The sequence below is a fragment of the Amorphus sp. MBR-141 genome, assembly GCF_053628695.1.
Map to the genome: position 1 here is coordinate 136343 of NZ_JBRJGW010000007.1, position 12349 is coordinate 148691.

General features: G+C 67.9%; 13 protein-coding genes. 5 read left to right on the top strand and 8 right to left on the bottom strand.

What is annotated here, in order from left to right; genetic code table 11:
- Positions 1 to 48 precede the first annotated feature (48 nt).
- Complete coding sequence (egtD, locus tag ACSSVZ_RS11740) at positions 49 to 1026, top strand: L-histidine N(alpha)-methyltransferase (RefSeq protein ID WP_453970186.1); 978 nt, start codon at positions 49 to 51, stop codon at positions 1024 to 1026.
- Between the two features lie 68 nt (positions 1027 to 1094).
- Here the strand turns inward: egtD and folD are convergent, their stop codons facing one another.
- The 4 genes from folD to pheT form a co-directional block, all read right to left on the bottom strand.
- The gene (gene folD, locus ACSSVZ_RS11745; protein WP_453970188.1) at positions 1095 to 1994 is read right to left on the bottom strand and encodes a bifunctional methylenetetrahydrofolate dehydrogenase/methenyltetrahydrofolate cyclohydrolase FolD; all 900 of its coding nucleotides are present in this window, start codon (positions 1992 to 1994) and stop codon (positions 1095 to 1097) included.
- A 123-nt stretch (positions 1995 to 2117) separates the two neighbouring features.
- Positions 2118 to 2459, bottom strand: coding sequence for a DUF167 family protein (locus ACSSVZ_RS11750; RefSeq protein ID WP_453970190.1), 342 nt, complete (start codon positions 2457 to 2459; stop codon positions 2118 to 2120).
- Between the two features lie 25 nt (positions 2460 to 2484).
- Entirely contained in the window at positions 2485 to 2775 is a 291-nt protein-coding gene (locus tag ACSSVZ_RS11755; protein WP_453970192.1) for a YggT family protein, read from the bottom strand.
- A gap of 133 nt (positions 2776 to 2908) precedes the next feature.
- Complete coding sequence (gene pheT, locus ACSSVZ_RS11760; RefSeq protein WP_453970194.1) at positions 2909 to 5386, bottom strand: phenylalanine--tRNA ligase subunit beta; 2478 nt, start codon at positions 5384 to 5386, stop codon at positions 2909 to 2911.
- Positions 5387 to 5576: 190 nt separating this feature from the next.
- On the opposite strand from pheT, the gene ACSSVZ_RS11765 reads away from it, so the two are divergent.
- Both ACSSVZ_RS11765 and ACSSVZ_RS11770 read left to right on the top strand, forming a co-directional pair.
- The gene (locus ACSSVZ_RS11765) at positions 5577 to 6356 is read left to right on the top strand and encodes a sulfite exporter TauE/SafE family protein (protein WP_453970195.1); all 780 of its coding nucleotides are present in this window, start codon (positions 5577 to 5579) and stop codon (positions 6354 to 6356) included.
- 188 nt (positions 6357 to 6544) lie between these two features.
- A complete protein-coding gene (locus tag ACSSVZ_RS11770; RefSeq protein ID WP_453970197.1) occupies positions 6545 to 7315 on the top strand; it encodes a sulfite exporter TauE/SafE family protein in 771 nt (256 codons plus the stop codon).
- Between the two features lie 27 nt (positions 7316 to 7342).
- On the opposite strand, the gene ACSSVZ_RS11775 is transcribed toward ACSSVZ_RS11770, so the two are convergent.
- On the bottom strand, positions 7343 to 8185 hold the full coding sequence (locus ACSSVZ_RS11775) for a DUF3108 domain-containing protein (protein WP_453970199.1): 843 nt from the start codon (positions 8183 to 8185) through the stop codon (positions 7343 to 7345).
- Positions 8186 to 8341: 156 nt separating this feature from the next.
- On the opposite strand from ACSSVZ_RS11775, the gene ACSSVZ_RS11780 reads away from it, so the two are divergent.
- A complete protein-coding gene (locus tag ACSSVZ_RS11780) occupies positions 8342 to 8962 on the top strand; it encodes a glutathione S-transferase family protein (protein ID WP_453970200.1) in 621 nt (206 codons plus the stop codon).
- A gap of 70 nt (positions 8963 to 9032) precedes the next feature.
- On the opposite strand, the gene ACSSVZ_RS11785 is transcribed toward ACSSVZ_RS11780, so the two are convergent.
- Positions 9033 to 9845, bottom strand: coding sequence for a DUF1206 domain-containing protein (locus ACSSVZ_RS11785; protein ID WP_453970202.1), 813 nt, complete (start codon positions 9843 to 9845; stop codon positions 9033 to 9035).
- Between the two features lie 226 nt (positions 9846 to 10071).
- Between ACSSVZ_RS11785 and ACSSVZ_RS11790 the strand changes: the two genes are divergently transcribed.
- Positions 10072 to 10797, top strand: a complete 726-nt coding sequence (locus tag ACSSVZ_RS11790; protein ID WP_453970203.1) for a carbonic anhydrase — start codon at positions 10072 to 10074, stop codon at positions 10795 to 10797.
- A 145-nt stretch (positions 10798 to 10942) separates the two neighbouring features.
- Here the strand turns inward: ACSSVZ_RS11790 and ACSSVZ_RS11795 are convergent, their stop codons facing one another.
- Positions 10943 to 11647 (bottom strand): glutathione binding-like protein, encoded by a 705-nt coding sequence (locus ACSSVZ_RS11795; RefSeq protein ID WP_453970205.1) that lies wholly within the window; start codon positions 11645 to 11647, stop codon positions 10943 to 10945.
- A 119-nt stretch (positions 11648 to 11766) separates the two neighbouring features.
- Positions 11767 to 12348, bottom strand: coding sequence for a GNAT family N-acetyltransferase (locus tag ACSSVZ_RS11800; protein WP_453970207.1), 582 nt, complete (start codon positions 12346 to 12348; stop codon positions 11767 to 11769).
- Position 12349 lies beyond the last annotated feature (1 nt).

Below are 12349 nucleotides of genomic sequence, written 5' to 3' on the forward strand. Positions count from 1 at the left end.
GTGCCGGTTGAGCCGGTGCCGCCGCTTTCATTGACCGGAGGACCGCCGATGGCACTCGCCCAGACCGTACCCGACGACGAGGCCTTCGAAGGCGCGTCGTTCGACGAGGATTTCGCCGTTTCCGTCATCGCCGGCCTGTCCGCGTCGCCGAAGACGCAGGAGCCGAAATGGCTCTACGACACGCTCGGCGCCAAGCTGTTCGAGGCGATCTGCGAGGTCGACAGTTACTATCCGACCCGAATGGAAATGTCGGTGCTGGCCGAGCGTGCCCGCGAGATCGCCGACAGTCTCGGCGACGACCTGATCCTGATCGAGCCGGGCAGTGGCGAGGGCGTCAAGGTCCGCCTGCTGCTGGAGGCGCTGGGCGATCGGGCCGCGGTCTACGTGCCTGTCGACATCGCCGCCGATCAGCTGGTGGCCCTGGCCCAGTCCATCAGCGCCGCCTATCCGCAGATGCTGGTGGCGCCGGTGGTCGCCGATTTCACCGGCGCGTTCACCTTGCCCGGCGACCTGCCGGCCGGCCGGCGGGTGCTGTTCTTCCCCGGCTCGACGATCGGCAACTTCGAGCCCGACGCCGCGGCCGGGCTCCTGGAGCGGCTGCGGCTGGAAAGCCGGGCCGACGCCATGCTGATCGGCATCGACACCTGCAAGGACCCCGAGCGCCTGGTCGCCGCCTACGACGACCCAGCGGGCGTGACAGCGTCGTTCAACAAGAACCTGTTGAGCCGCATCAACCGCGAGCTCGGCGGCACGTTCGATCTGGACGCATTCCGCCACGAGGCGCGCTTCGTGCCGGAGAAGGGCTGCGTGCAGATGCACCTCGTCGCGCAGCGCGCGCAGACGGTCGAGGTGCTCGGCGAGCGCTTCAGCTTCGCCGAGGGCGAGAGCATCCACACAGAAAGCTCCTACAAGTACGCGCCGCAAGAGTTCGCGGCGCTGGCGAAGCGGGCCGGCTGGACGCCTGAGACCTTCTGGACCGACGACGAGGGCCTGTTCAGCCTGCACCTGGTGCGTGCGTCCACCTGAGGCGGCTGTTGACGAGGGCGGGCTGCGCGGGCGGGGACGGTCCCCGCCTTGCCCGAGTTGCTCTGAGCCTAAGCGATCGTCGGGGCGGGCAGTCCGCGCCGGCGACACGCCGCCATCACCGTGTTGACCAGCAGGAAGCCGATGGTCATCGGCCCGACGCCGCCGGGCACCGGCGTGATGGCACCGGCAACCTCTTTCGCCGCCTCAGTGTCCACGTCGCCGACGATGCGGGTCTTGCCCTCGCCGCGCTCCGGCGCCGGGATGCGGTTGATGCCCACGTCGATGACGGTGGCGCCGGGCTTGATCCAGTCGTTCTTCACGTAGGCCGGACGGCCGACCGCGGCGACCAGGATGTCGGCGCGCCGGCACAGGTCGGCAAGGTCGCGGGTGCGCGAATGGGCCATGGTGACGGTGCAGTTCTCGTTCTGCAGCAGCAGCGAAACCGGCTTGCCGACCAGGATGGAGCGGCCGATGACGACTGCGTCGAGGCCGGAAAGGTCGCCGCCGCGCGCCTGCCTGGCGAGATCGACGCAGCCCTGGGGGGTGCAGGCGACCAGGGCGGAGCGGCCGAGCACCAACAGCCCGGCGTTCATCGGATGCAGGCCGTCGACGTCCTTGGCCGGATCGATGGCGATGACGACCTTGTCGGTGTCGATGTGCTTCGGCAGCGGCATCTGCACCAGAATCCCGTCGATCTCCGGATTCGCGTTGAGCGTGGCGACCAGCGCCAGCAGCTCGTCCTCCGGCGTGTCGGCGGGCAGGCGGTGCTCGATGGAACGCATGCCGGCCGCCTCGGTCCGCCGCACCTTGTTCGAGACGTAGATGTCGCTCGCCGGATCGTCGCCGACCAGCACGACGGCGAGACCCGGCGTCACGCCGTGCGCGGCCATGAGGCCGGCCACGGCCTCGGTGACTTTGGCGTCGAGGGCGGCGGCGCGGCTCTTGCCGTCGATGATGGTGGCGCTCATGGGATGCTCCGGTCGGTCGGAAGGATGCAGTCTTCCTAGAACATGCGGCGATGACGAGAAATCACCCCCGCGCAAAATCAGGAACTTTGATCCGCGACAGTCTGGCGGCTGATCGTCCTTCTCTCAGGCTGCGGGGAGGGCTCTGCAGGTGGCTTCGATCGCATTTGGATCGCCTTCCAGCCGCACGGTCTTGATCCGTGCCGTGTGGCCGGAGCGCAGCGAGACCGCCGATTTGGGCAGCCCGAACGTGGCGGCGAGCAGCGCCTCGAGCGCCTTGTTGGCCTTGCCTTTGTCGGCGATCGCGCGAACCCGCGCCGCCAGCACTTCGCTTCCGTCGGACAGCGTGCGGACGCCGTCGACGGCATCTCGGTCGGCCCGGGGCGTCAATCGGACGCGGACCGTTACCGAGTCGTCGGTTCGCTCGAAGAGACGGTCGGACGCGATGGCCGGCCCTCCTTGTCGCATGGGCCGCGTCTGTCCAGGCGCCGATCTAGAGGATCAGCGGCACCAGATTGTTGACGATCAGCTGCTGCAGGAAGAACAGCAGCAGCAGCAGGACGATGGGCGAAATGTCGATGCCGCCCAGATCCGGCAGAATGCTGCGGATCGGGCGCAGGACCGGTTCCGTCATCCTGTAGAGCGCGTTGCCGATCATTGCGATGAACTGGTTGCGCGGATTGACGACGTTGAAGGCGTAAAGCCAGGAGAAGATCGCAGCCCCGATAATGATCCACGTATAGATCTTGATCGCGAGCAGGAGAACCTGAATGAGCGACAGCATGCTGGCTCCAGCCGGTGTGGTCTCGATGGTCCGCGCGCCGACAAGCGACCGGCGGGACAGTTGGCAACAGACCGTCACATAACGGTCGCCCCCGCCCGCCGCAAGAGACGGCGGGGCGGGGTCGGGTTCGGCCTCAGCCGCGCAGGACGCCGCCGGTCGCCTTGGCCACGGCGGCGACGACCTTCGCGCCGACCGCATCGATCTGCTCGTCGGTCAGCGTCTGGTCGCGCGGCTGCAGGGTGATCTCGATCGCGACCGACTTCTTGCCGGCCTCGATGCCCGTGCCGCGGTAGACGTCGAACACGTCCACGCCGGAGATCAGCGTCTTGTCGGAACCGCGGGCGGCCTTGACGAGATCGGCCGCCTCGACCGCTTCGTCGACGACGAAGGCGAAGTCGCGGGCCACCGGCATCAGGTCGCTGATGGCGATCGCCGGCTTCACCTTGGTCGGCTTCTGCTTGGCCGGCGGCACCGCGTCGAGGTGGATCTCGAAGGCTGCGACCGGACCGTCGGCGTCGAGCAACTCCAGCACCTTCGGATGCAGCTCGCCGAAATGGCCGAGCACGATCGGACCGAGACGGAGAGTGCCGGAACGGCCCGGGTGCATCCAGGACGGCGCATCGCGGCTGATCTGCACGCGTTCCGATGGTGTTCCGATGGCGGCCAGCACGGCGAGCGCATCGGCCTTCGCGTCGAAGACGTCGACCGGCCCGGAATTGCCCGACCAGTGCCGCCCGGCGCCGGCCGGCTTTGCGGTTCCGCGCCGCAGGCCCGTCGCCGCCGTCTTCTGGTCGTCCGGCCGGTCGCCCAGGAACACCTGCCCCACCTCGAACAGCGGCTGGTCGGGCATGCCGCGGTCGGCGTTCTTCTGCAGGGCACGCACGAGACCGGGTACCTGGCTCGGGCGCATGTCGGACAGGTCGCTGGCGATCGGGTTGGCGAGCGCCAGCTCCGGCTTGCCGCCGCCGAACGCCTCGGCGTGGGGCCGGGAGACGAACGACCACGTCAGCGCTTCGACGAAGCCGCGCGCCGCCAGCGTGCGCCGGGCCTGGCGCGTACGCACCTGCATGGGCGTGAGCACCTTGCGGGACACGGGCGACAGCCGGGGCATCGGCTGGGACGGGATCTCGTCGACGCCGACGATGCGGATGACTTCTTCCACCAGATCGGCCTTGCCCTCGACGTCGGCACGCCAGCTCGGCGCGGTGACGTCGAGAACGTCGCCGGAGCCGGCGACCTCGAAGCCGAGGGAGGTAAGAATTCGTTTGATACGGGTGCTGATCGCCGCAGTTGCGTCGCCCTTAGGGTCTACGGATTCGCGTAGCGCCTTTTCTTCGGGTGTCTCAAGGCTAAGGCCGGACAGGCGCTTCACCTCGGCGACCGGAAACGCGATCGTGCGGCGGTCGGCCGGAACCTCGCCGGCCAGCACCACGTCCGACGCGGTACCGCCGCACAGGTCGAGCACCATCTGGGTGGCGAGCTCGAGCCCGGACAGGGTGAAGGCGGGATCGATGCCGCGTTCGAAGCGGAAGCGCGCGTCCGAGACGATGTTCAGGGTGCGGCCAGTGCGGGCGATCGCAAGCGGATCCCACAGCGCCGATTCGATCAGCACCTCGGTGGTGTCCTCGGAGCACCCCGTCTCCTCGCCGCCCATCACGCCGCCGATCGATTCGACGCCGTTCTCGTCGGTGATGACGCACATGGTGTCGTCGAAGGTGTAGGTGCGGCCGTCGAGGGCGAGCAGCGTTTCGCCGGCGCGGGCGCGGCGGACTGTGAGGTCTCCGTGGACCTTCGCCGCGTCGAACACGTGCAGCGGCCGGTTGCGGTCGTAGGTGAGGAAGTTGGTGATATCCACCAGCGCGTTGATCGGACGCAGGCCGATGGCGATCAGGCGGCGGCGCAGCCAGTCGGGCGACGGGCCGTTCGTGAGGCCGCTCACCTTGCGCATCGCGAACGCCGGGCAGATCGGGTTGCCCTCGGGGAACGACAGCGTCACCGAAACCGGGCACGGGCCGTTGCCCGCGACGGGCGCGATGGCCGGGTCCTTCAAGGTGCCGATCCCGGCGGCGGCGAGGTCGCGCGCGACGCCGGACACGCCCAGGCAATCGGCGCGGTTCGGGGTGATGGCGATCTCGATCACCGGGTCGTCGAGGCCGGCCCAGGTCGCGTACGGCGTGCCGACCGGCGTATCGGCGGGCAGGTCGATGATCCCAGAGTGCTCGTCGGAAAGGCCGAGTTCGCGTTCCGACAAAAGCATGCCGTGGCTCTCGACGCCGCGGATTTCGCCGACCTTCAGGTCGACGCCGGTGCCGGGCACGTGGGTGCCGGGCGGCGCGAAGACGCCGATCAGGCCGGTGCGGGCGTTCGGGGCGCCGCAGACGACCTGGATCGGATCGCCGGTGCCGGGATCGACCATGCAGACGCGCAGCCGGTCCGCATTCGGGTGCTGCTCGGCCGAGATCACCCGGGCGATCACGAACGGCGCCAGCGCCGCGCTCGCATCGGTGACGCCTTCGACCTCCAGGCCGATCATCGTCAACGTCGTGACGATGGTGTCGAGGGAGGCCTCGGTCTCGAGATGATCCTTGAGCCAGGACAGTGTGAACTTCATCGTGGGAGCACTTCGACGGTGGAAAACGGGTCGATCCGGTTCGGGCCTGATCTAGAGCATTTTTGCTTCGCCTGTCACCCGGGGATAAGAAATGCGGGCTGGCCACCGGCGGGACGTCCGCTTCTTCCGGCCCGAACGGAACCTTCCCAGATCACCCATCGGCCTGCGAGCGCCGCCTCCGGAGACTGCGATGAGCGTCGAGCTCGGCCTGCTTCACCCCGACGGCGGCCTCCAGATGGGCATCGTCCTTTGGATTGCCGGGGTCTTTCTCCTCGCCGGCGGCATCAAGGGCATCGTCGGCGTCGGTCTGCCAACCGTGGCGATCGTGCTGCTCGCGCCGACGCTTGGGCTGCCGGCCGCCATGGCGCTCCTCGTCGTCCCGACGCTGGTGACCAACGTCTGGCAGGCGCTGGTCGGTGGCGAAGCCGGATCCACCTTCCGGCGCATCTGGCCGTTCCTGGTCGCAGCCGCACTCACGGTCTGGGTCGGGGCGGGGGCGTTGACACGGGTGCACCTGAGCTATCTGACGGCGCTGCTCGGCGTGGTTCTCATCGCCTATTCCCTGATCAGCCTGCTCGGCCTGAGGGTCTCGGTCCGGCCCGACCTGGAACGGCCGGTCGGCATTGCCGCCGGCCTTCTCAACGGCATGGTCACCGGGATGACCGGATCGTTCGTGATGCCGGGCCTGATCTACCTGCAGGCGCTGGGGTTGAGCCGTAACCAGCTGATCCAGGCCATGGGCATGCTTTTCTCCAGCTCCTCGCTGACGCTGACGCTGTCGCTTGCCGACCGCGGCATCATGACCAGTTCGTTGGGAATCGGTTCGATGATCGGGCTCGTTCCGGCACTGATCGGGCTGGCTCTCGGCCAGAGCGTCCGCAATCGCCTGCCGGAAAAGACGTTTCGGCGTCTGTTCTTCGGCGCGCTGTTGGCGGCCGGGGCCCTGATCCTGGTGCGCTCGCTGGGCTGAGGCGCGGGCAGATCGCGCCCGACGTTGATGCGCGAATCCCGCAATGCTGGATTGTCGCCCCGGTCCTTGATCGTCGGCGGGCAACGCGCGACAAAGGTCGCCCTGCCGGCCGACCTCCACCCCTTCCGCTCCGCCGCCTCCAACGACGATCGGCCGCTTCCAACGACAAGAAGAAGATCAGACGGCCGATGTTTGCGGATCCCCTCTACACGCTCCCCGTCGTTGCAGCACTGCTGGGCCTTTATGTGGTCGGTGGATTCGTCAAGGGTGCCGCGTCGTTCGGCCAGCCCATGGTGACGATTTCGGTTGCCGTGCTGTTCGTTCCGGTGCCTGCGGCCATCGCCATCGCGGTGGTGCCCTCGTTCCTGGCGAACCTGGTCCAGGGCTATGCCAACCGGGAATCTGCGCCGCAGCTGAAGCCCTACTGGCCGTTCTATGTGTGCCTCATCGCGGGAATCCTGATCGGCCTGAGGATCTTCGCCTTGCTCGACCAGAATGCGCTGCAGGCCATAATCGGGATGCTGCTGGTCGTGTTTTCGGTAACCCAGCTGGCGGGCCTGTCCCCGCCGCTCAGCCCGCCGCCGCGCGGCATGGTGCTGGCGGCCTCAGGCCTGATCTCGGGACTGGCGGCGGGTACGACATCGTTCGTCGCGTTTCCCTCGCTGCCGGTCTTCATCGCCTACCGGCTGGACCGCAAGCTGTTCGCCCTCGTCACCTCGGTGATGTTCTTCATCACCATGCTGATGGTCGGCGGAGGGCTGACGCTCCTCGGCCTGTTCGGGCGTGGCGAGCTGATCATGGGGCTTGCCTGCTGCGTTCCCTCCTTCTTCGGCCAGAAGCTGGGTCTCGGCATGCGCGACAGGATGTCGGTCTCGGCGCTCCGCCTGTTCGTCAACATCGTGCTCTGCTGCGTCGGTCTCGGCCTGATCCTGAAGTATCTGGGCATCGGCTTCGGCTGAGCGCTGCCGGTTCCGGATTGTGCCGGGTCAGTTGGTGACGCTCAGCCGGTCCATGGCGATCTCCAGCAGCCCGAACCGGGTCGGGATCTTGATGCGGACGGGTACCAGGAACACGGTGTCGGTTTCGGGTTCGGTGAGCGGCGCCAGCCAGACCTCCATGCCGGTGTTGTCGCGCAGTTCGCGGATCTCGCGCTTGTTCTCGCGGTGGCCGGCGACCGGTGTGTAGTCGATCCGGCAGACGATGACCGGCCCCTGATAGGCCTTGTCGCCGCCGTCGAACCTGTCGCGCCGTTTTGGCGACAGCGTCACGTCGTAGCGCTGTTCACCGTCGAAGATCGGCACGGTGCGGGCGCACGAGCCGGTGTCGGCCGGCGCCTTCACCTGCCAGACGAGGGCGGAGACCGGATCGATGATGCCGCGCTTGTCGGCGTCGGTCAGCACCACCCGGTCGGGTTCGGGATCCTTCTTCGGCGGTTCGGGCGTCACCGTCAGGCTGGAGACCGCGTTGCCGCGGATGGTCATCGCCAGGCGTTCGTCGTCGTCGCCCTCCATCCACCGGTAACCGTAGGATGCCGGCACGGCGCGCTCGCCGGCGATCCGGCCGGAGGCGGTGGCGGTGCCACGGGCGTCGGTGATGATGCGGCTGAGCCCGCTCGCCTTGCCCTCGCCGGAGAGGGAATACGCGGTGTCCGTCACCTCGGCGGTGACGCTGGATTCACCGATCTTGTAGCCGGCGATCGAGATGTCGAACCGGCTTTCGAAGGTGGCGGCGGAGGCGGGCGCGGCGACGAGCGCCGCAACGAGCACTGCGGCTGCCGGAACGGCGCGGCGCGCGGGGCTGTGCGAAAGGAAAGCGTCTCGGTTGCTCATTGCGGCGCTGCCAATGACCCTGCTGGTGTCGATCCTGGAAGGATCATCTAAGCTGGCGTTCCCGTATATCCAGGGCGGATCGGCGGCGCCCGGTATATGGTGCGGCTTTTCATCCTAGGTCGCCGTCGGGTGCCCCCTCGAGAAAGGTCTGTTGCGATGCTCACGCTCTATTACGCGCCGGGAACCTGTGCGCTCGCCGTCCATATCGCGCTGGAGGAAGCCGGCGCGACCTACGATCTCCGGCGGGTCGATTTCGCCAGCGGCGAGCAGCGCTCCGCCTCCTACCAGAGCGTCAATCCCAAGGGGCGCGTGCCGGTCCTGGTGACCGACCGGGGCCATCTCACCGAGACGCCCGCGATCCTCGCCTGGGTCGCCCAGGCCTATCCGGAGTCCCGGCTTGCGCCGACCGAAGATCCCTTCGACTTCGCGCGGGTCCAGGCCTTCAACAGCTATCTCTGTTCGACCGTGCACGTCGCCCATGCGCACCGCGTGCGCGGGAGCCGCTGGGCCGACGACCCGGCCGCGATCGAGGCGATGCAGAAGAAGGTGCCGGAGTCCGTCGGCGCGTGCTGCGAGATGATCGAGGCCCACATGCTCGAGGGCCCGTTCGTGTTCGGCGCGGCGTACACGATTTCCGACCCGTACCTGTTCACCATCTCGCGCTGGCTGGACGCCGATGGGGTCGCCATCGACCGCTTCCCGAAGCTGGCGGCCCATTTCCGGGCGGTGTCCGAGCGCGCGGCCGTGAAGATGGCGCTCGAAGCGGAAGCGCTTTGACGCCGTTGACCGATCATCGGAGCGTGCAGGCCACGGTGCGGGCGTCTGCCCGCGCCGGCAGGCCCAGCCGTCACAGGCCCGCTGCTTCGATGCCGATGCGTCGGTACATGGCCTCGACGAAGGCATAGAACGCGAAGGCGACGAGACCGAACGCGATTGCCAGAAGGGCGACCCAGCCGAACGGCCATCCCTGGATCCAGGCAAGCGCGTCCTTCAGGCCCGGCGCGTCCCCCGCATCGTAGATGCCGCCGCCGTAGAAGGCGAGCAGTCCGATCACCATGAAGATCACGCCGCGCGCGATCAGGCCGAAGGAGCAGATCGGCTTGACGAGGCCCAGCTTGTTGAAGTCGGGGCGGAGATATTTCTCAAAACCCGCCTTCCAGCCCTTGCGGATGTGGGCGAAGCCGATGCCGACCGGCACCAGCGTCAGGGCAAGCGCGACGTAGCGGCCCCACGCATGGCCGAACAGCCAAGACAGCCAGCCGCTGGTCGGATCGCCACCGCCGCCGCTGCCGCCGCCGGAGAGCCCCAGGCTGAAGACAAACCCCGCGGCGAAGATCGCCAGGCCGATATGGATGAGGCCGCTCGCGAGCATGGAGAACCGGATCAAAATCCCCTTGCCGTTGCTGCCGTGATCGTCGGGATCGCCGAATGCCTGAATGAAGCGCCAGCCGGCAAAGGCCAGGAGGCCGAGCCCGACCACGGCAAGCAGCAGGCTGCCGAACGGTTGCTCCAGCAGCTTCTGCAGGGCGCCGCGCGTGTCCTCGGTGCTGCCGGATCCGACCGCGGCGAGGATCGCGAAGAACCCGACCACCATGTAGACGACGCCGCGTGCCGCATAGCCGCCGCGCGCTGCCCATTTCAAACCGTTCGATACGTCCATGAAAAAGCCGGCCTCCCCGCAACCTCCTGCGACCAACGTTCCGTCTGCCGAGGGGTTCCGTGTCGGGCGCAGGGGGCGCATTCCGAACACTGGTCAGAAAAGATAACTTTCTTCTGATTTTTTCCGTAGCCGGAAGACCCTCCGACGGTCAAAATGAGGATGACAAGAGCTGGATGATCAGCTGGGGGCTTGCGACGCCGGGCGGCGATCGAGGAGGAATTCTACCATGTGCAACGAGCATCAAACTGGCCTGACGCGCCGCGGCCTTCTCGGTGCTGGCGCGTTTGCGGTGACGGCCGCGGCGGCGGGCGGCCTCGTTCTCCCGGCTGCCGCGCAGACGGCGAGCAGCACGCAGGCTCCGAACGATATCAGCCCGGACGAGGCGCTGAAGCGCCTGATGGACGGCAACGCCCGCTACGCCGCCAACACGCCGCAAAACAAGGATTTCTCGGTCGGTCGTGACGCCCGGTCCAGCGCCCAGTATCCGTTCTGTGGGCTGCTGTCCTGCGCCGACTCGCGCGTTTCGCCCGAGCTGGCCTTCGACCAGGGCCCCGGCGAGCTGTTCGTCGTCCGCGTCGCCGGCAACTTCGTCGACGTGAGCGGTCTTGCCAGCATCGAGTATGGCGTAGCCGTCCTCGGCATCCCGCTGCTGGTCGTGCTTGGGCATTCCAATTGCGGTGCGATCGACGCGACCATCAAGGTCATCCAGACCGGCGCCGAGCTGCCGGGGCACATCCCGTCGCTCATCGATGCGCTGAAGCCGGGCGTCCAGAAGGCCCTCGACACGACCCCGGCGGACCCGCTGGTGGCGGCGACCGCCGAGAACGTCCGCTACAACGTCGAGAAGCTGAAGACCGCGACCCCGATCGTCGCCGAGGCCGTCTCCTCCGGCAAGGTCAAGGTCGTGGGCGGCGTCTACAACATCGCGACCGGCAAGGTCGACCTGGTCTGACGCGGCTCCTGGCGAAGCGCACACCGGGTCGCCATCCGGAGAAGCGGTCGGGATATCGCTGACCGCGATGGTCGATGCGAGCGTCGCGGCAGCATCACAAGCCTACAGGGGTCCGGTCGCGTGCGACCGGACCCCTTTTCGTTTCTCAGGGGCGGGGAGGGATTTCCAGTCCGCGCTGCACGGCCGGCCGCGCCATGCAGCGATCGAACCAGGCGGGCACGTGCGACAGACCGTCGTAGCCGACGAGCGCTCCCGCCTCGTAGAATCCGATGAGGCCGCGCACCCAGCCGACCATCGCGATGTCGGCGATGGTGTACTCGTCGCCCATGATCCAATCCCGGCCCTCGAGCCGGGTCTCGATGACGCCGAGCAGGCGCTTCACTTCGGTGACGAACCGCTCGAGCGGGCGCTTGTCCTCGATGTCCTTGCCGGCGAACTTGTAGAAGTAGCCGAGCTGGCCGAACATCGGGCCGATGTGACCCATCTGGAAGAAGACCCACTGGATCGTCTCGTAGCGCAGCGCCGGATCGGCGGGCACGAGCTTGCCGGTCTTGTCGGCGAGATAGACCAGGATCGCGCCGGACTCGAAGAGCCCCAGCGGCTTTCCGCCCGGCCCGTCCGGATCGATGATCGCCGGGATCTTGCCGTTCGGATTGAGCGCCAGGAATTCCGGGCCCCAGGTCTCGTTCTCCATGATCGAAACCGTGTGGGCCTCGTAGGGCAGCCCGGTCTCTTCCAGCGCGATGGAGATCTTCACGCCGTTGGGCGTGGGGAACGAATAGAGCTGCAGACGGTCGGGATGCTTGGCCGGCCAGCGCTGGGCGACCGGAAAGGCGGAGAGATCAGTCATTGATGGCTCCGGTGGGTATCGGAAAGAGGCGGAACGCGAGCGGTCCCGCGCGGTCGCCGCAGCCTACCAGAACTACTGAGATCGGATAAGGATAGGCGGTAGCTGGCTGTGCGACCGCGTCAGCTCCGGGCCGTCGCGGTCGCGGGTGAGGGCGGCGAGAAGCCCTTGAGCGGCTTGTACATGATGGTGGTGGCATCGAGCCGCGCGCCCGCCGGGTCCAGGCAGTAGCCGGGGATCGTGCCGGCAGCCACGTAGCCCATCGAGGCATAGAGCGGCTCGGCGAAATCGCCGGTCCGCGTGTCGAGGGTGATGAGCGTTCGTCCAAGCGCGCGGGCGCGCTCCTCCGCTGCGCCCATCAGCGTTCGCGCGATGCCCCGGCGCCGGGCGTCCGGATGCACCAGCAGCTTGGCGATTTCGGCGCGATGCCGCTGGTTGGGCGGGGTGTCGGCGTCGAGCTGGACGGTCCCGACGATCCGTCCCGCGGTCTCCGCGATGAACACCGTACGGGTCCCGGCGCGCACCGCCGGCAGCACCTTGCGCTCCCAGAAGGCGTCCGCCTCGGCGGGGACGAACGGCCAGACGAAGTTGACGCTCGCACCGGCGGCGACGCAGGCGTGGAGGAGGGCGCCGAGCTCGCTCAGCCTTCCTTCGAGAGCCTCGGCGGACAGCGTCGAGAGGGCAACGTCGGCGGACGATTGCATC